16 protein-coding genes are annotated in these 18,542 nt (G+C 69.2%); 4 read left to right on the top strand and 12 right to left on the bottom strand.

Annotated elements, in window-relative coordinates; genetic code table 11:
• Positions 1-58: 58 nt before the first annotated feature.
• A complete protein-coding gene (locus ACQEVJ_RS28605; RefSeq protein WP_433106296.1) occupies positions 59-502 on the bottom strand; it encodes a hypothetical protein in 444 nt (147 codons plus the stop codon).
• A gap of 823 nt (positions 503-1,325) precedes the next feature.
• Here ACQEVJ_RS28605 and ACQEVJ_RS28600 point away from each other — a divergent pair.
• Positions 1,326-1,646: a GYD domain-containing protein gene (locus tag ACQEVJ_RS28600; RefSeq protein ID WP_433106294.1), complete on the top strand. Its 321-nt coding sequence runs from the start codon at positions 1,326-1,328 to the stop codon at positions 1,644-1,646.
• A gap of 509 nt (positions 1,647-2,155) precedes the next feature.
• Here ACQEVJ_RS28600 and ACQEVJ_RS28595 read toward each other — a convergent pair.
• From ACQEVJ_RS28595 to ACQEVJ_RS28575, 5 genes are all read right to left on the bottom strand, one after another.
• Positions 2,156-2,320, bottom strand: coding sequence for a hypothetical protein (locus ACQEVJ_RS28595; protein WP_433106293.1), 165 nt, complete (start codon positions 2,318-2,320; stop codon positions 2,156-2,158).
• Positions 2,321-2,766: 446 nt separating this feature from the next.
• Complete coding sequence (locus ACQEVJ_RS28590; protein ID WP_433106291.1) at positions 2,767-3,300, bottom strand: MerR family DNA-binding transcriptional regulator; 534 nt, start codon at positions 3,298-3,300, stop codon at positions 2,767-2,769.
• Positions 3,301-3,407: 107 nt separating this feature from the next.
• Entirely contained in the window at positions 3,408-4,556 is a 1,149-nt protein-coding gene (locus tag ACQEVJ_RS28585; RefSeq protein ID WP_433106289.1) for an acyl-CoA dehydrogenase family protein, read from the bottom strand.
• Between the two features lie 2 nt (positions 4,557-4,558).
• The gene (locus tag ACQEVJ_RS28580) at positions 4,559-5,092 is read right to left on the bottom strand and encodes a MerR family DNA-binding transcriptional regulator (protein ID WP_433106287.1); all 534 of its coding nucleotides are present in this window, start codon (positions 5,090-5,092) and stop codon (positions 4,559-4,561) included.
• Positions 5,092-5,541: a MaoC/PaaZ C-terminal domain-containing protein gene (locus ACQEVJ_RS28575; RefSeq protein ID WP_433106285.1), complete on the bottom strand. Its 450-nt coding sequence runs from the start codon at positions 5,539-5,541 to the stop codon at positions 5,092-5,094. The genes ACQEVJ_RS28580 and ACQEVJ_RS28575 overlap by 1 nt, the downstream gene beginning before the upstream one ends.
• On the opposite strand from ACQEVJ_RS28575, the gene ACQEVJ_RS28570 reads away from it, so the two are divergent.
• Positions 5,540-7,198 (top strand): aldehyde dehydrogenase family protein, encoded by a 1,659-nt coding sequence (locus ACQEVJ_RS28570; RefSeq protein WP_433106283.1) that lies wholly within the window; start codon positions 5,540-5,542, stop codon positions 7,196-7,198. The two genes, ACQEVJ_RS28575 and ACQEVJ_RS28570, sit on opposite strands and share 2 nt — an antisense overlap.
• A gap of 123 nt (positions 7,199-7,321) precedes the next feature.
• Here the strand turns inward: ACQEVJ_RS28570 and ACQEVJ_RS28565 are convergent, their stop codons facing one another.
• Positions 7,322-9,274: an FAD-dependent oxidoreductase gene (locus ACQEVJ_RS28565; protein WP_433106281.1), complete on the bottom strand. Its 1,953-nt coding sequence runs from the start codon at positions 9,272-9,274 to the stop codon at positions 7,322-7,324.
• A 10-nt stretch (positions 9,275-9,284) separates the two neighbouring features.
• Positions 9,285-10,886 carry an FAD-dependent oxidoreductase gene (locus ACQEVJ_RS28560; protein WP_433106279.1) on the bottom strand — a complete coding sequence of 534 codons (1,602 nt, stop codon included), beginning with the start codon at positions 10,884-10,886 and terminating at the stop codon, positions 9,285-9,287.
• Between the two features lie 92 nt (positions 10,887-10,978).
• On the opposite strand from ACQEVJ_RS28560, the gene ACQEVJ_RS28555 reads away from it, so the two are divergent.
• On the top strand, positions 10,979-12,250 hold the full coding sequence (locus tag ACQEVJ_RS28555) for an MFS transporter (protein ID WP_433106277.1): 1,272 nt from the start codon (positions 10,979-10,981) through the stop codon (positions 12,248-12,250).
• Between the two features lie 134 nt (positions 12,251-12,384).
• On the opposite strand, the gene ACQEVJ_RS28550 is transcribed toward ACQEVJ_RS28555, so the two are convergent.
• Positions 12,385-14,007 (bottom strand): thiamine pyrophosphate-binding protein, encoded by a 1,623-nt coding sequence (locus ACQEVJ_RS28550; protein WP_433106275.1) that lies wholly within the window; start codon positions 14,005-14,007, stop codon positions 12,385-12,387.
• 104 nt (positions 14,008-14,111) lie between these two features.
• On the opposite strand from ACQEVJ_RS28550, the gene ACQEVJ_RS28545 reads away from it, so the two are divergent.
• A complete protein-coding gene (locus tag ACQEVJ_RS28545) occupies positions 14,112-15,740 on the top strand; it encodes an FAD-dependent oxidoreductase (protein ID WP_433106273.1) in 1,629 nt (542 codons plus the stop codon).
• Positions 15,741-15,806: 66 nt separating this feature from the next.
• Here ACQEVJ_RS28545 and ACQEVJ_RS28540 read toward each other — a convergent pair whose 3' ends face one another.
• The 3 genes from ACQEVJ_RS28540 to ACQEVJ_RS28530 are packed head-to-tail and all read right to left on the bottom strand — an operon-like array spanning position 15,807 to position 18,539.
• Positions 15,807-16,517, bottom strand: a complete 711-nt coding sequence (locus ACQEVJ_RS28540) for an ABC transporter ATP-binding protein (RefSeq protein WP_433106271.1) — start codon at positions 16,515-16,517, stop codon at positions 15,807-15,809.
• Positions 16,514-17,254 carry an ABC transporter ATP-binding protein gene (locus ACQEVJ_RS28535; protein WP_433106269.1) on the bottom strand — a complete coding sequence of 247 codons (741 nt, stop codon included), beginning with the start codon at positions 17,252-17,254 and terminating at the stop codon, positions 16,514-16,516. Before ACQEVJ_RS28535 ends, ACQEVJ_RS28540 begins: the two co-directional genes overlap by 4 nt.
• Before the next feature lie 16 nt (positions 17,255-17,270).
• Complete coding sequence (locus ACQEVJ_RS28530) at positions 17,271-18,539, bottom strand: ABC transporter substrate-binding protein (protein ID WP_433106267.1); 1,269 nt, start codon at positions 18,537-18,539, stop codon at positions 17,271-17,273.
• Between the last annotated feature and the right edge of the window lie 3 nt (positions 18,540-18,542).

Below are 18,542 nucleotides of genomic sequence, written 5' to 3'. Positions count from 1 at the left end.
GGAAAGCTACGAGCCGCGGCCAGGGGAGCAGTGCGTTGTCACCTGTAGCGAGCATCGGTTAGTTCCGATCATGTCCGACGCCGACTTCACTCCGCTCCGTGTCGATGTCGTCGGCCCCGGCCACGGGTGTCTCGGGGACGAGGACCAGCATGGGCAGCGGCCCTCCGCCAGCATGGACGGTGCCGGGGCAGACCGCGTATGCGGGGGCCGGGGGCTCGTCCCCGGGGACGGGCTCGGGCACGTCGACCGCGACGATGCTGAAGTCCGCGCCGACGACGGACCAATGGTCGAGCGCGTCGTTCAGCAGGTCCCCGGCCTCCTGCTCGCTCATCTGGCCGAGGGCGTCGACGGCGTCGGTGCTGCCGGGATGCTCCTTCACATGGCGGGCGAGGTCCTGCCATGCGCTGGTCGTCGGCGAGGCGAGCACGCCCACGACGGGCACCAGCCCGTAGACGGCCCGGCGAGGGCGGCGACGGTCGCGCGGTCGGCCTGCGCTGGTCACACTGGAGACGCCGCCATTGATGCCAGCGAAGACGGTCAGCGGTTCGAGCTCCCTTGATCAGAAGAGGCTTTGCCCTCCCAGGAGAGCGGAGCCTCTTTTCTTGCCATGCGGGTGGTCGACCGCAACATCAGCGGCGGAAACCAGCCGCCCTTCGACGTAGGAGCTCGCGGTAGCCGGCCACCAGGTTGTAGGTGATGAATCCGGCCATGATGGCCAGGGCGGCGATGAGCGTTTTCCTGATCACAGCGGCCCTTGGGTCGGCTACCAGCAGTAGCGATCAGCTACGACAGGGAGCCTATGGGGCTGTGGCCAACTGCGGCGTCTCGCTCGGTTCAAGAGCCCATCAAGAGAGTGTGCGCGGATGCCTCTTGATCGGAGGTAGACGCTCCCCTGTGCGTGCCTTTCGTGAGCGTTGGGGCTGAGGGTGGGAGGCTGCATGTAAGCGCTCGTTGCGGGGGTGACGGGCGCCCGAACCCAGGCAAGACTTCGCACGGTTGGATCCTGGAGGACACTCGACGGCCCCGTCCTCTTCGACCCGGAGGGGCGGGGCCAGCTCTTTGCGTTTCACTTGGGCCGGGGGCAAGTGTCCCTGAAGGTGGACGGTGTTTGTGGTGTGCCCTCGGCACCTTCGTTGTTCGGACCTGACTGCTCGGCGGATAGCGTCGAAAGTGAGTCCGATAAGGCCCCTCTGCGGTACAGAAGGTCATCGAGTTCATCTCGCTCACCAGGGCCTCAGCGGACCCTGGAAGGCCCGTCCATGCATGGCGGCGACGGGCCTTCCGCATTCGCGACCGTTCTCGGAGGCTGGAGAAGGGGCGATCCCATGCCCAAGTACCTGATCCAGGCCACCTACACAGCAGAGGGCCTGAAGGGGGTGCTTCGAGAGGGAGGCACCGCGCGACGCCAAGTCGTGGACCGCATCGCGGAGAGCCTTGGGGGCCGCGTCGAGCAGATGTACTTCGCCTTCGGCGAGACCGACGTCTATGTCGTGGCCGACCTGCCCGGCAACGCGGCGTGCGCCGCCTGGGGCTTCACCGCCTCGGCATCTGGTGGATTGCGGACGAAGACCGTTGTCCTTCTGACGCCGGAAGAGATCGACGAGGCTACCAAGCAGCAGGTGCAATACCAGGCTCCCGGCGCATGACCTGCCTGCGCCTCCGGAGGTTCGCGCAAGGGTAATGACATCCGGAGATGCACTGGAAGGGTGACCATATGCAGCTCACTACTCCGGTCAAGAAGATCACGACTTCTAAGCCGTTTTGTGCCCTCGCAGGTGTCGGGCCCTATGCCGTCGCCAAGGCCGGCGAGGTCTACGAGGACTTGGCTGTCCGTGGCCGAAGGGTCGTCAGCAAGGCGAGCCGGGAGGCTGCGGAGGAGTTCGAGGAGACTGCCCACGAGTTGGAAGACGTCTCCAGGTCCGCTCGGCAAGCGCAGGGCAGGGAGAGGGCCGCTCAGCAAGCGCAGGACAGAGAGCGAGAGGCTGTTGTTTCGACGCCTCCCGCTCCGACGCCTGCTGCTCCACAGCCTCCGCAGCCGCAGGCGACTGCGGGGCGGAAGACCGCTCGGGGCAGCAGGACAACCCCAAAGGGGTGACACACGGCCATTGCGCACCACTTCTGAAGTGCCAAGGGGGCGGGCCTCGCCCGCCCCCTTCTAACGGGCCCTGATGCTTGCCATCGCGCGCATCTCCTCCGCGAGCTCCTCACGGGGATGGGCCCCGGCCACGTACGCGAGTTCGGCGGCCACTTCCGGGGTTGCCCTTGACCGGGTCTTGCCCGTGCCGACTGCGGCCGAAAGCGCCCGAGGTGGCAGGCTCATCCCGAGCGCACCTCCGATACGACGGGCTCCGAGAGATCCACCGGCACCCGCATGGAGTCGGGCGTCGTACCGATCCGGGTGAGCAGGAGCAGGTCGCCGATGAGCGACCCAGCATCGCCGTATCCCGCAGGGCGGCCACGATGGCCCCCGTGCGGTCCTTTGGATGCCGTAGCGCGTTTTCGAGCTGGGCGCGAATCCCGGCGATGGGGGTGCGCAACTCATGTGAGGCGTCGACGGCGAAGTGGCGCTCTTCGCCAGATCGAGCAGGCGGGCGTCGATAGGTCCTGGTGAACAGCTTCAGCGGCGACGGCTTCGGCCGGCTTACGGAAGGGACCTACGGGCTCGGGGGCCAAGAACAGCACAGTGGGAAGCGTCGGCAGCGATCGAACCCTACTTCAGAAGGGGCATGTGCGGGCATCGGGACAGCGTTTCGAACGCGAAGACGATCAATTGCTTCCGGTGTCCGCGAGCTGTGCTTCCTCGCCAAGCAGGCGAAGTAGTTCCGGCGCGGGCTTGGCCTTCTTCGAGCGGCCACGGGTCGCCTCAACGACGAGGTCATGCAGGCGGTTGAGCACCCGAATGCGGTGTTCCAGCAGCGCCACCTTGCCCTGCAGGAGAGCCTGCATACGATCGGAGGCGATGGTCGTGCGGTCCAGGGCCCATCGGCCCAGTTCCCCGATCTCCTCGAGTGTGAAGCCCATGTCCTTGAGCAGGAGCGCACCCTCTACGTAGAAGATGTACTCATGCGGGTAACGGCGGGTACCGCCGGCCGTACGCGTGGGCACCGGCAGGATGCCGAGCTCCTCGTAGTAGCGGATGGTGCGAGGAGAAACGCGCGCGCGTCTGGCCAGTTCGCCGATGCTGAGCAGCCCGCTCTCGATATGCTCCTTGCCGGATTCCTCCACCGGTGACTGAGGTTCCCCCGTCTTGCCGTCGGCGGCAGAGGGTGTCCTCCCTCGGGAGGAGGTACGTGCGGCCATCGGACTCCTTCCTTGTGCGAAGTTCCTTCTTAACGGGTAGCGTTAAGTTTAGCACCGGAAAGTGCCGGCAATGCCGCACAGTGCGGAGGAGCGCCGGTCTCTCCCGCTCAGAACCCAAGGTCTCGGCCGATGATCTCCTTCATGATCTCTGTCGTGCCGCCGAAGATGGTGTGGATGCGGGCGTCGCGCCAGGCACGGGAGATGGGGTACTCGTCCATGTAGCCGTAACCGCCGTGCAACTGGAGGCAGGCGTCGGTGGTGCGCTTCATCAGCTCGGTCGTCCACCACTTGGCCTTCGCGGCGTCCACCGGGCTGAGCGTTCCGGCGTTGAGTTCGAGGATCGCGCGATCCACGTAGACCTGGGCCAGTTCGATCTCGGTCGCCATCTCGGCCAGCATGAAGCGGCTGTTCTGGAAGCTGCCGATCTCCTGGCCGAACGCCTTGCGATCGTGACAGTACTGCACCGTCCACTCGAATGCGGCGCGTGCCGCGGCGACGGCCACGACGGCGATGGACAACCGCTCCTGCGGGAGGTTGCGCATCAGGTAGCCGAAGCCCATGTCCTGCTCGCCGAGCAGGTTCTCCGTGGGGACCCGCACGTTCTCGAAGATCAGCTCGGCCGTGTCCTGCGCGTGCATGCCGGCCTTGGCCAGTTTGCGGCCCCGGCGGAAGCCGGGCATGCCGCGCTCGACGACGAGCAGGCTGATGCCCCGGGCCCCGGCCGACGGGTCGGTCTTCGCGGCGACGATCACCATGTCGGAGTGGATGCCGTTGGTGATGAACGTCTTCGTGCCGTTGAGGACGTAGCAGTCACCCTCCCGGACCGCCGTTGTCCGCACCGCCTTCAGGTCGCTCCCCGCGCCGGGCTCGGTCATCGCGATCGCGCTCACGGTCTCGCCGGAGCAGAACCCGGGTAGCCAGCGCTGCTTCTGCTCATCGCTCGCGAGTTCAAGGAGGTACGGCGTGACCACGTCGTTGTGCAGGCCGAAGCCGGAGCTGAGGGAGGCGGCGCCGGCGCGGGCGAACTCCTCGACGAGCACCGCGTTGTAGCGGAAGTCCGGTTCGCCTCCACCGCCGTACTGGCTGGGCACGGCGATGCCGAGGAAGCCCGACTCTCCGGCCAGTCGCCACAGCTCCCGGTCCACCAGGCCCTCGGCCTCCCAGCGGTCGTACTCCGTGATGACGTGTCGCTTGATGAACTCTCGTACGGAGTCGCGGAAGTCATTGTGCTCGGCGTCGAAGAGAATGCGTTCCATCGTCAGCTCCGGCTTGGTCGTGGGGTTTCGCCCGGTCCGCCCTTTGTGAAGTCGCCGCTCCGCTCACTGACCCAGCGCAGCAGCTCCGGAACGGCGAGGCCCGAGGCGGTGGGGGATGAGGCGGCTTCTTTGACGAGCTCGTGCAGGCGGGTGAGCACCCGGATCCTGTGGTCGAGTTGGGAGACCTTCTCCTGGAGGAAAGCCTTCGTCCAGGTCGAGGCGGCGGCGCCGGTCAGCGCGAACCGGCCCAGTTCGGCGATCTCCACCAGCCCGAATCCGAGCTGTTTGAGGACGCGGGCGCCCTCCAGATAGAAGAGGTAGTCGGTCGAGTAACGGCGGGTCCCGCCGACCGTACGCTCGGGTTGCGGGAGGATGCCCAGCTCCTCGTAGTAGCGGATCGTGCGCGTGGACACGCCCGCCTGCCTGGCGAGGTCACCGATGTTCAGGGTGGGGTGCGCCTCGCCTCCGGCCGTGGGGGGACGGGAGTGGCAGGGCCGGCTCGGCGCCGCCCCGGTTCCTTGCGGCGGCAGGTCCATCAGGTGGTACCGCCGTCGGCGGGCCGGGAGCCTACCCAGATGTTGATCCGCGCCGAGACGACGGTCTCGTCGCGCTGGTTGAGGATGTCCTCCTTGATGGTCACCACACCGCCGGGGGCCTTGTCCTTCTTGTGGAGGACCTCCATCACCGGATGGATCGTCTCCCCGAAGAAGCAGGGGGCGAGGAACCTGACCTCCTCCATGCCCAGGAAGGCGATGACCCGGCCGGGCAGCAGCGGGATGAGCCCGGCGCCGCAGGACAGCACCAGCAGCCCGTGCGCGATGCGCTGCTTGAACGGCGTGGTCTTGGCGTACTCGGCGTCCATATGCAGGCCGAAGTGGTCACCCGTGACGCCGGCGAAGTTCACCACATGGGTCTCCGTGATGGTGAGACCGGTGAACACGCGCCTGTCACCGATGGCGAGTTCGTCGTAGTACCGGTCGAACATGCGGGCTCCTCGCCGTGCGCGACCGCGGGAGCGGTCAAAACAAAACTTGACGTTGAACGTTATATCGCATCATGATGCTCTCGTCCAATCACCCGGCCGCGAAGATCGGCACAGGGGTCGCGCAGTCCGCCGGGCACCGGCTCGGGGTGGCGGACCGGGCGCACAGATCCACCTACGGAGAGGTCGCAGAGTGGGACCAAACACGGCTTCGGTGAGCCGGTACCGGCTCAATGGGAAGTGGCGGACATCGGACGATGACCACACCCTCCCGGTGATCTCACCGGTGGACGGGTCCGTCGTCGGCAGCGTGCACGAGTACACGCATGAGGAGATCGACCTGGTCTTCGCGACCGCGCGGCAGGCCCAGCCGCACTGGTTCGCCCGCCCGCTGACGGAGCGCACCGATCTGCTCGTGCGGTTCGCCCACCGGCTCGCCGAGAAGGCGGCGGAGATCGGGGACCTGCTGATGATGGAGGTGGCCAAGGCGCGCAAGGACGCCAGGGACGAGGTGATCCGATCCGCCGACTACATCCGGCACACCGCGGAGGACACCAAACGGATCATCGGGGAGACGCAGTTCTCGGACGCCTTCCCGGGGCAGGCGCGAGACAAGCTGGCGATCGTCCATCGGGTCCCGCTCGGCACGGTCCTGGCCATCCCGCCGTTCAACTATCCGGTCAACCTGGCCGTTTCCAAGATCGCCCCCGCCCTGGCGACCGGCAACGCGGTCGTGCTCAAGCCTCCGTCGCAGGGGGCGCTGACAGCGCTGAAGGTGTGCGAGCTCGCCTACCAGGTCGGTATCCCGCCGGAGGTCCTTCAGGTGGTCACGGGCCGTGGCTCCCGCATCGGGGACTACCTGGTCCAGCACGAGGGCGTCAACATGATCACGTTCACGGGCTCCTCCGACACGGGCGCGGACCTGGCGCGCAAGGCCGGGATGGTCCCGCTGCTCCTGGAGTTGGGGGGAAAGGATCCGGCGATCGTGCTCGCCGACGCGGATCTCGAGGCCGCGGCCGACGACATCGTCGCGGGGGCCTTCTCGTACAGCGGCCAGCGCTGCACGGCGATCAAGCGGGTCCTCGTGATGGAAAGCGTGGCGGACCGGGTGGTCGCCGCCATCGCGGAGCGGACGGGGAGGCTCACCGTCGGCGACCCGCGAGAGGATGCCAAGATCACCCCGTTGGTCGATCCCGGGGCGGCGGCCGGTGCGGAGAAGATGGTTCAGGAGGCGTTGGCCCGAGGTGGTGTGCTGGTCCACGGCGGCACCCGCGAGGGCAATCTCATGCAGCCCACCGTGGTCGACCACGTCACCGAGGAGATGGACCTGGCCTGGGTGGAGCCCTTCGCTCCGGTGCTTCCCATCATCCGGGTGAGCAGCCCGGCGGAGGCGATCCGGCTCAGTAACCGGTCGGAGTACGGCCTGCAAGCCGCCGTCTTCACTCGTGACATCGACGCGGCGATCCAGATCGCGGCACGGCTCGACGTGGGCACCGTTCAGGTCAACGGGCGCACCGCCCGCGGCCCGGACCACTTTCCGTTCCTCGGCACCAAGGCGTCCGGCATGGGAACCCAGGGGGTGCGCCCGTCCATCGAGGCGATGACGCGGGTGAAGTCCCTGGTGGTGAATCTCCGCGCGAAGAATCTCGCGATGAACTGATCGGACGGGGTTGCCGGCCCACGACGCCAGCGGTCCGGGTGAGCGCGCTGCTCACCCGGACCGTCCCGGTGTGAGGACGCGACACCGGGCCGGACCCGGACGCGAAGCGGGGACGGACCTCTTTCAGAGACGACGCGCGAGTTCGTACGCCTGCCGCGTGGCGAAGGAGATGCGGCGCGGGGCGTAGGCGTCACCGAGGATGTGCAACTCGGGCACCCGGCCCCGCAGCGCCGTGTGCAGGGCGGCGTCGGCCTCGCCCCCGCACGCCAGCACCACCGAGTCGTAGCCGGCGTGCACGCGTTCGGCCCCCGAATAGACGTTGCGGGACACGACATGGCCCGGCTCGATGCCGGCCACCCGCTCCATCACCTCGACCCTGGCGCCCGCCGCACTGAGCTTGGCCAGTGGGGCACCGATGGAATAACGGCCCACCAGGGGTGCGATGGCGGGCGTCTGGTACAGCACGGTGACGTCCCTGCCGAGATCGGTCAGATGGCCCGCGATCGTGAGCGGCTGCATGTGGTCCTCCATGGCGACCACGAGAACCTTCCGGCCGACCTGCGCGCGGCCGAGCATCACCTCCCGTCCCTCGACCACGAACGGCTGGTCCACGCCCGGGATCGGGGGACGGCGGGCGCGGGCGCCGGTGGCGACCGCGACGACGTCGAACCCCGCGTCGGCCACCGCGTCGGCCACCGCCTCATGGCCCAGCTTGACGTCCACGCCGAGTTCGGCGAGCCGCCGCTCCTGAAAGGCCATGAAGTCCGCGTAGGCAGCGTTCTCGGCTGCCCGCGCGGCGACGCGCATCTGGCCGCCGATCTCGTCTTCGCGCTCCCACAGGGACACCCGGTGGCCGCGCTCGGCCAGCGAGGCCGCCAACTCCAGCCCGGCGGGCCCCGCGCCGGCGACGAGCACGCGCCTGGGGGATTCGGCCGGGGTCGGGGGCGGCTCGCTCTCACGTCCGGTGCGCGGGTTGACCGAGCAGCCGAAACGCATGCCCTCCACGGTGACCCGGTGCAGGCAGTCGTTCGTGCCGATGCAGGGCAGGATCTCGGCGGTCCGGCCGCCGCGGGCCTTCGCGACGAGGTCACCGTCGGCGAACATGGCGCGGGCCATCCCGACGACGTCGGCATGTCCCTCCTCGATGACGCGGGTGGCCGCGGCGACCGTCGCGACCCGGCCGGTGTAGACCACGGGGAGGTCCAGCGCCTGCTTGTACCGGCGGGCGAGTTCCGACCACCGCGCCACCGCATAGTGGTGCGGCTGAATGTAACTGGGCGACCCCCAGTTGTTGCCGACCACGCAGTGCAGGTAGTCGATGCTGCCGTCGGCCTCCAGCGAGGCCGCGATGGCGAGTCCTTCCTCCAGGTCGTAACCGCCCTCGAAGAACTCGTCCATGTTCAGCCGTACCCCCACTGTGAAGCCGGGGCCGACCTGTAGGCGGATACGGCGGACGACGTCGAGGAGCAGGCGCATCCTCCGGTCGTGGTCCCCGCCGTACTCGTCCTGCCGGTGGTTGGTGGCCGGGGAGAGGAAGAGCTGCAGCAGGTCCTCGTGATTGGCGTGCAGCTCCACCCCGTCGAGACCGGCCGCCTTGGCCTCACCGGCGGAGAAGGCGTACTCCTCGACCAGCCAGGCGATCTCGTCCGCCGTCATCTCGTGCGGCACCTGGTTGTTCGTGTAGTTCGCCAGCAGTCCCGAGGGTGACTGAGGCATCCCGCCCTGCATGATCAACTGCACCGAGGCGTACGCGCCGGCCGAGTGGATCGCCTCGGCGTACTGCCCGGCCCGCTCGCGAAACCGCGGCAGCCGGAAGACGCCGCGTACGGTGGCGCCGAGCCCCGTCGGCTCGAAGCCTGGAATGACCGGGTTGGCGATGAACCCGTTGAGTCCGCAGACCCAGGCGGCCCCGCTGTCCGCGCGCCGGCGCCAGTAGGCGAGATGAGCGGCCGCCTGCTTGTCGCCGCCGAACGGGTCGCCGGTCAGCCGCCCGTGCGGCGGCAGCATGATCCGGTTCCGCAGCTCCATGCCGCCGATGCGGATCGGCTGGAACAGTGGGTTGTCCCCGTCTGACATCGTGTTCTCCTCAGTGCGTGGCGGCGTGCCGCCCGGCGAGGCGGCCGAAGACCATGGCGGGGCCGAGGGTGCCGCCTGCGCCGCCGTAGACCATCCCGGTGGGGGCGGCCATCGCGTTGCCGGCCGCGTACAGCCCGCGGATGGCGGTGCCGTCCACCCTCAGCACCTGGCCGGTGGCGGTGGTCCGGGGGCCGCCCTTGGTGCCCAGCGTGCTCGCATGAACGCGCGTGGCGTAGAAGGGGCCGGTCGTGACGCGGCCGAGCGTCGCGTAGGGAGTGCCGTAGTGCGCCTGGTCTCCGCACCAGCCGTCGTAGACGCTCTCACCCCGGTTGAAGTCCGGATCGCGACCTGCCGCGACATGCTCGTCGAAGCGTCCGACGGTCGCGATCAGCTCGCCCGGAGGGACGCCGATCCGCTCCGCCAGCTCGCCCAGGCTGTCGGCGCGAAGCAGCCAGTCGGGGGCTCCGGCGCCCGGAGCGGTGCCGAAGACCCCGTACTTCGTCACACAAGCGTCGTCGAGGATGAGCCAGGCGGGGACGTTGGCGTAGCTGTACGACGTGATGTCGAAGGCGCGGAAGGCGGCGCCGAGCGCGTTGTAGTTGGCGGCCTCGTTGGTGAACCGGCGTCCCCGCGAGTTGACCATGAGCGTCCCCGGCAGGGTGCGCTCGCGCAGCAGCAGGGTCGGGGAGGCCGAGCCGTCCGCGGCCGGCGCCAGGACGACGGGCACCCACCACGCCTCGTGCATGACGCCGAGCCCGGCACCGAGCCGCATCGCCATGCGCAGCCCGTCCCCGGTGTTGCTCGGCGCTCCGGGAGGGTGGGCGACGGGACCGTGGAGGAAGTCCCGGACCAGCTCCGGTGCGTGTTCGAAACCGCCGGTGGCGATGATCACCGCCTTCCTGGCGCGTACCTCGTGGGACCCGGATGCGGACTCGAACCGGACCCCGGTGACGCGGTCGTCCTCCACCAGCAGTTCGACGGCCCGCGCCCCGGTGCGGGGCTCGACGCCCCGATCCAGACAGCCCTTCAGCAGGGCGGCCACCAGCCCGCGGCCCAGTCCTTCCCGGGAGGCGGCGGTGCGCCGCCGCATGAGGTCCGGGTCGATGACACCGGTCCCGCCCCCGCTGGGGATCTCGCTGATGTAGAGGCGGCGAGGAGCGCCCACCAGCAGGTCCTGCCATGCTCCCAGCCCCGTGGTGTCGACCAGTTCCGGCTCCAGCGACCGTCCTCCTCCGGGGAGACCGCCCGGGTGCTCGGGGTGATAGTCGGGGTAACGGGGTACCAGTTTGAGCCGGAGCGGCGTCTCGCGCTCCAGCCAGTCCAGCAGAGGCGCGACGTTGTCGACGAAGGCCTCCACCATCTCGGGCAGCATGCTCCCGTTGGACAGCGAGCGGAGGTAGGTCAGCGCCTGCTCGCGGCTGTCGCCGACCCCCGCCTCGGCGGCGTACTTGTTGTCCGGGAGCCAGACCACGCCGCCGGAGAGCGCGGTGGTCCCTCCAATCCGATCCGCCTTCTCCAGCAGACCCACCGAGGCGCCATCGCTCGCCGCCGCGAGCGCCGCAGTCAGCCCCGAGGCTCCCGTGCCCAGCACCACCACGTCGTATTCGTCCATGCGGACCTCCTCGATAGAGGAACAGGAATCTATCGTAGGTAACGTCTTACGTATAGAGTCAGATCTGCCGTGACTTCGGGAGGCTGACCTGCATGGCCGTTCAAGCGTCGAAGACAGCGCACCCGGCGGCCGGCGGGCGGGATGCCGGAGCTCCGCTGCGGAAATGGATCCTGCCCGTTCTACTGGTCATGGTCTCCGCCGCGGTCTCCCAGGGCTTCGTGCGCTTCACCTTCTCCTGCCTGCTGCCGGCGATGACCGGGGACATCCTCGGCTCCTACAGCCTGGCGGGCCTGTTCAGCGCCGCCAACCTGGGCGGTTATCTGGCCGGTGTGATCGTCGTGACGTCGCTGGCGCACCGCGTCGAGAGCACCAGGCTGCTCAAGGCGGGTCTGGCGCTGACCGTCGCCGGTGTGCTCCTGGTCGCCGTCGCACCCCGGACCCCCGTGCTCTTCCTGGGCATGGGCATGGCGGGGCTGTTCAGTGCGGGTGTGTGGATTCCCATCCCGGCGATCGTGGCCGCCCACGTGCCGCGGCGCCACCGCGGGGTCGCGTTCGGGCTGGCCACCGCGGGGTCGGGGGCCGGCCTCGCCCTCACCGGCCCGATGGTGACGCTGGTGCAGCGGGTCTTCGGCGACGATGCCTGGCGCCAGGTCTGGGGCCTGGAGGTCGCGATCTCGCTGGTGATTCTCATCCTGCAGTTGCTGCTCCTCAAGCCGGGCAGGGCCGCCCCCGTCGCCGCGGACCGGCTCCGGCGGCGCACGCCGCTGCGCACCGTCCTTCCCGGGGCCGACGTCCTGCTGGTCGCCTACTTCCTCTACGGAGTCGGTTTCAGCCTCTACACCAACTATCTGATCGCCGCCCTGCAGGAGGATCTGGGCTTCGCGCCCGCGGCGGCGACGGGGATGTTCTCCCTGCTGGGCCTCGCCAGCATCTTTGGCGGAGTCGTGGGTGGCCGGGTGTCCGACGTGTGGGGACGACGGGGGACGCTTGCGGTGATGATGATCCTGATCGGCCTGCTGGCTATGGTGGTCCCGCTGGGCTGGGGCGGTGTCCTGCATCTGTCCGCCTTCGCCTACGGACTGATCATGATGGGGATCGGCACCGTGCTGGTCGCCTACCTTGGCGACGTGCTGGGCCCGAAGGAGATCGGCACGGCGTTCGGTGTCGCGACCATGAGCCTGGGCCTGGCCCAACTGGTGGCTCCGCCCCTGGGCGGCTGGCTGGCCGATCGGACCGGTTCCTTCGACATCGTCTTCCACGTCGCCTGCGGGAGCGGGATCTTGGCCGGTGTCGCGATCTGTTGCCTGCCGAGCACCGGTAGGGCCGTGGTCCGGCGACGGGCAGCCCGCGGTCCGTCCGCATGAGTATGGCGTCCGCCGAGCGGCAGCGGCGCCGGTCGGCCCGTACGGGCGGCGGCGGGTGCGAGACGGCACATGTGGGGGAATCGGCAGGGGTGCGAGCCCGCGAGCCCGCGCCCATCTCCCCGCCGGTCCTGGTCTCAGTGGCCGGGGGCGGACACCTTGTCCGGGTCGATCTTGATGTCGATCAGGATGGGCCGGTCGCGGGTCGCGACGGCGGCGAGCGCCTCGTCGAGTTCGGCGAGGTTCCTTACGGTGAAACCCCGCCCTCCCAGGGCCGTGGCGACGTCGCCGAATTCGGGCCACCGGAACGTGGAGATGGCCGGATCCATGTTCTTGTTCCGGAACTGGATGTGCTCTGCGCCGTAGGCCGAGTCGTTGAACAGCACGACCACCAGGTCGATGTCGTGCCGGACGGCCGTGGAGAACTCCGCGAGGCCTCCCATCATGAAACCGCCGTCGCCGGTGACCAGCAGGGTGGGCCGCCCGGGTGCGCCGAGCGAGGCGCCGATGGCGTTGCCCATGCCGAGGCCGATCGAGCCGAAGTTCACTGTGTGCACGTAGGCGCGGGGCTCGGGGCAGTGCAGCAGCGTGAAGGCGTTGAAGATGAACCGGCCGCCGTCGAAGACCAGGGTGCGGTCGGCGGGAAAGGCCTGCTCGATCTTGAGCATGGCGGTGCGGATGTCGACGGTCTCGTCGGTGGACCGGTCCGTGAAGGCGTCGTCGGAGCGTTCAGCCAAGCGCTTGGCCAACTCCTCCGAGGCGAAGGAGGTGGGCGTGCTTCCGGCCTCATCCAGCCAGCTGACGATGGTGTCCGCCACGGTGGCCGCATCCCCGACGACGCCGGCCGTGCCGGGCGAGAACTGGTTGATCGCGTGACGGTCCAGGTCCACATGGACGACCTGCTTGCCGTCGACCAGCGCGCCCTCGGCGGTGGTCCACTTGTTGAGAGAGGCGCCGAAGGCTATCAGGCAGTCGCTCTGGCTGATCGTGTCGAGGGCGACCTCGTGGGACAGGGTGCCGCAGATGCCGAGGTCGAACCGCTCGCCGCGGAACAGGTCCTTGCCGCGCAACGTCGTGGCGACCGGAGCGCCGATGCGCTTGGCCAGCCGGAGCAGGGCCGCCCTGGCCTCGGGACGGGCGGCGCCCCGGCCGGCCAGCACCACGGGGCGGTTGGCGCTGGCGATGATGCCGACCGCGGCGTCCAGCGCCTCCTCGTCGGGGGCGACCGCCTGCGGCTCGACGAACCTGGGCGCGGTCCCACGGTAGGCGACGTCCTGCCACTGGAACTCCACTGGGACGTTGAGCACGATCGGCCGCTTCTCCAGCAGGGCGCGTCGTACGGCCATCGCCACGTCGTCGGCCACCGTCTCCGGGGAGCGAACCTGCTCGAACCCGGCGCCCGTCGGCATCACCACGTCGCGCTGCGAGATGTTCTGGAAGTTCTCCCGGTCCACCACGGCGGTGTCTCCGGCGACGAGCAGGACGGGGGTGTGGTCCTTCACGCTCTCCACCAGCGCGGTGACCGTGTTGGTGAGCGCAGGGCCGTGGGTCACCGTCGCGACGCCGAGCCGGCCCGAGGTGCGGGCGTATCCGTTGGCGGCGAGGACCGCGCCGGCCTCGTTCGAGCAGGAGTAGTACCGCCCGCCGGCCGCCCGCTGGAAGCTGTCCATCATGTACAGGTTGGCGTCGCCGAGGACACCGAAGATCGTCGTCACGCCATGGTCGGCAAGGGCGCGGGCGATCGCTTCATGAAACAGCATCGAAGCTCCTAATTAGATCCCCTCGCACCATCCCAAAATCTTCCCTTGTACGTCAATAGATAGATTTGATATCTGAATAGCGAGACGAGAGAGAGGAGCCGGGAATGACCGATCGCTTTGACGTGATCGTGCTCGGCACGGGAGCCGCGGGGCTCACCGCGGCGGTCACGGCGGCCAAGGGCGGCGCGCGCGTGGGCCTGTTCGAGAAGGCCCACGAGGTCGGCGGGACTGCGGCCTGGTCGGGCGGGCACGTGTGGATTCCCTGCAATCCCCACCAGGCCGCGATAGGCGTGACGGACAGCGAGGTGGAAGCCTTCGAGTACATCATGTCGCTGTCGCGGGACCTGCTGGAGGTGCGCCTGATCCGCGCCTACCTCAAGGCCGGCCCGGAGATGGTGCGGTTCCTGGACGCGCAGGCCGGCACGGAGTTCTACGCCGTCCCCGACTTCCCCGACTATCACCCCGAGCACCCGGGGGGAAAGCCGGGAGGCGGCCGCACGATCGAGTGCCCCCTCTTCCCCTTCGACGAGCTGGGGGAGTGGCAGGAGAAGGTCACCCATACCCCGTACTACTCCAGCGAGCACCTCACCATGAGCGAGACCCCGCTGGGCGCGGCCGTCCCGCGGGCGCCGTCGAAGGAGGAGCTCGCCCGCCGCGCGATCCGCGACGAGCGCGGCCGCGGCCAGGCTCTGATCGGCCGGCTGCTGAAGGCGCTTCTCGACGCCGGCGTACGGCCGAATCTGGAGCACCGCGCCCGCGAACTGGTCGTCGAGGACGGCAGAGTGGCAGGCGTGCGCTTTGACACCCCCTCCGGCCCTCGTGAGGTGCGTGCCGAGCGCGGCGTGGTCCTGGCAACGGGCGGCTTCGAGTGGAACGAGGACTACAAGCGGGCGTTCCTGCGCGGCCCGCTCACCCATCCCGTGTCCATGAAGACCAACACCGGCGACGGCCTCTACATGGCCATGAAGGCCGGGGCGATGCTCGGCAACATGCGGGAGGCCTGGTGGATCCCCGCCGCCGATCTGCCCGAGGGCATCAACTCCATGAACCGCGCGATGATCACGGCAGACCGGTGCAGGCCCCGCTCCATCATGGTCAACCGGAGGGGACGCCGCTTCACCAACGAGGCCGCCAACTACAACGCGTTCGGCGGCGCCTTCCACGTGGAGGACGTGAGCGCCTTCGACTACGCCAACCTGCCCTCCTGGCTGATCTTCGACCAGGGATACCTGCGGGCGTACGGCACGGTGGGACCCCACCCGGCAGGGGAGGAGCCCCCGGCGTGGCTGAAGGGGTTCGCCACGCTGGAGGAGCTCGCGGAGGAGCTCGGGATGCCGACCGAGGAGCTCACGGCGACCGTACGGCGCTGGAACGAGAACGTGGCCAAGGGCGTCGATCCCGACTTCCACCGCGGGGAGAGCGCCCACGACCGCTGGTGGGGTGACCCTGCCTACAAGGGGGAGGTCCGCGGCACCCTTGGGCCCGTCGATGAGCCCCCCTACTACGCGATCAGGGTCGTCAGCGGCGCACTCGGCACCAAGGGCGGCCCCCGGGTGGATCCGCACGCCCGGGTGCTCGACCTCGACGGGCAGGTCGTCGAAGGGCTGTACGCGGCCGGCAACGTGATGGCCTCGCCGTTCGGCATGACGTACGGCGGCGCCGGGGGGACCCTCGGCCCGGCCATGGTCTTCGGCTATCTGGCGGCCCGCCATCTGACCGGTGGCGCGGTCTGAACCCACGTACGCGAAGAAGGGGAGGTGCCGGGTGATCCAGGTACCTCCCCTCACGCGTTCTCCCCTCTACCGGCCGAGATACGAGGTCTCGATCTCCGGCCAGCGCTCCTCCAGTTCCTCGGCCGTGCCCTGGGTGCGCACGCGGCCACCGGCGAGCACGTAGCCGCGCTGGGCGTACTTCAGCGCCAGATGGACGTGCTGCTCCACCATCAGCACCGCGAGCCCGCTGGAGGCCGCGATCTCCCGTAGTGCGGAGAACAGCCGTTCCACGACCACCGGGGCCAGCCCCATCGACATCTCGTCCACCAGCAGCACCTGCGGGTCGGCGGCGAGCGCCCGCCCCAGGGCGAGCATCTGCTGCTCGCCGCCGGAGAGCACGCCGGCCCTTCTGTTGCGCCGTTTCTTCAGCTCGGGGAAGAGCTCCAGAACATCCAGACCACCCGGTCTGGCGCACAGCCGGAGATGCTCGTCGACCGTCAGCGACGGGAACAGCGAACGGTCCCCGGGGATGTGCGCCAGCCGCCTGCGGGCGATGACGTGCGGGCTGAGCCGCAGCAACGATCTGCCGCCCAGCCTGATGTCGCCCGCCGAGACCTTCGCCATGCCGGAGCAGGCCAGCAACGTGGTCGTCTTGCCCGCCCCGTTGGGACCCAGCAGACTGACGATCTCCTTCGCGGCCACCGAGACGGTGACGTCCTGCAGCACCCTGATCGGGCCGTAGCCGGCGCTGAGCCCGGTGATCTCCAGAGCCGCGGGGCCGGCTCCGGCCGCGGTCATGCCTCACCTCCGGCAGGATTCCGCGTGGTGCCGCCCGTGCCCAGGTAGGCGCGGGCGACCTCGGGGTTCTCACGTACGGCCGCGGGCGTCCCCGAGGCGATCTTCTTGCCGAAGTCGAGCACCTGGATGACGTCGCAGACGTTCATGATGAGGTCGACGTCGTGGTCCACGAGCAGGACGGTCGTCGTCCCGTCGTCGACGAGCCGCCTCAGCTTGGCGCCGAAACGCTGTGACTCCCCGGCGTCCAGCCCGGCGGCCGGCTCGTCGAGCAGGAGCAACCGGGGTCCGGCCGCCAGGGCGCGGGCGACGGAGACCAGCCGGGCAGTGCCGGTGGTCAGCTCCGACGGGTACCTGTCCGCCGTCCAGCCGACCTCCATCCGCTCCAGCGCGTACGCCACCGGGTCGGCCTGCGGGCCCCCCGCGTGGACGCGGGCGTAGGTCTGCAGGTTCTCCCGCACGGTGAGCTCCATGAAGAGCTCCAGCGACTGGAAGGTGCGAACGATGCCCGCCCGGCTGCGGCGGTACGCCGGCCAGGAGGCGATGCTCTCCCCGTTCAGGCGGATGTCGCCCGAGGAGCGGACCATTCCGGTGATGGCGTCGATCATGGTGGTTTTCCCGGCCCCGTTGGGGCCGATCAGGCCCACCAGGGTGCCGGGCTCGATCGCGAAGCCGACCGAGTCCACGGCGGTGACACCGCCGTAGCGGACGGTCACCCGGTCGAGTTCGAGCAGGCTCATCCTCGGTCCTCCCGCGTCAGCTCTTCGGCGGGTTGCCGGCGATCCACGCCAGGTCACCCTGGATGTCGATGTACCTGGCCAGGTGGCCGGGGTCCTGGATCATCGCGGGGACGAACTTCCCGTCCTTGTACTCGAGCATCAGCGTGTACGGGTTGCGGACCTGGGGCATGTCCGCCGGGGCGTTCGCCGGGTCGGTGCCGTGGGTGAGGAAGCCCTTCCACGGCTTGCCCTCCCTGAGCGCGGCCAGCACGGACTCCTTCGTGATGTCTCCCTGGACGGAGGACAGGACGTCGTACGCGTACTGCATGGAGGAGGCCGCGACCGCGGTCTGGCCGGTCAGGTCGAGGTCGGGCGCGTACTTCGCGAGCACGTCCCGGTAGGTCTTGGCGTCCTCGTTGTCGTAGTCGGACGGCACGGAGGCGAAGGCGTAGAAGATGCCGGTGGCGGCGTCGCCCGCGGCCTCGAAGACCTTCTTGGTGCCCGCCGTGGAGGACACGCCCACCCGGGCCGTGACGCCGGTGTTCTTGACCGCCTGGAACATGCGGGGCGCGGGACCCTCGCCCACGGCCAGGATGATCGCGTCGGGCTTCTCCCCCGCGATCTTCGAGATCGCCGGGGTGAAGTCCGCGGCCGAGGCGTCGAACTCGGTCATGTAGTACCCGGTCCCGCCCAGCGCCTCCCACTGCTTCTTCAGGGCGAGGCCGACCTGCTGGCCGGAGGGCGTGTTGCTGTAGGCGACCGCTAGCTTCTTGGCGCCCGTCGCCGCGAAGAACACGGCCAGCCCCGGGTAGGAACCCGCGGCGCCGGGGGTCGCCGGGAAGTTGTATGGGCTCGTGTACTCGCTGGCGGTCACCGGCCACCCGCCGATGTTGGCCATTCCGGCCTTCTCCATGGCGGGCAGGGCGTTGGCGCCGAAGGACAGCGAGGAGTTGTTCACCAGCGCGACCACGCCGGAGTCGATCAGGTTGTTCAGGCACTGGGAGGTCTTGGCCGGGTCGCCGTGGTCGTCGCAGGTCTCCACCACGACCGGGCGCCCCTTGACGCCGCCGAGGTCCTCGTTGATGTGGGACGCCCACGCCTCGTTGATCTTCTTTACCGAGCCGTTGTCCCAGGCCGGGTTCGTGATGGTCAGGATGGAACCGAGCTTGATCGGCTCTCCCTTGAGCCCGCCCGTGCTGGCGGAGGTGTCGGCGGCGTTCCCGCCCCCGCAGGCGGTCAGCGTGAGCGTCAGGAGGGTGCCGGCCGCGCCGCGCACGAGGGCGCCGCGGCGGATGGTCGTGCTCATGAT

This window comes from Microbispora sp. CA-102843 (genome assembly GCF_050936215.1).
Lineage (GTDB): Bacteria > Actinomycetota > Actinomycetes > Streptosporangiales > Streptosporangiaceae > Microbispora.
This window is presented reverse-complemented; position numbering and strand designations above follow the sequence as displayed.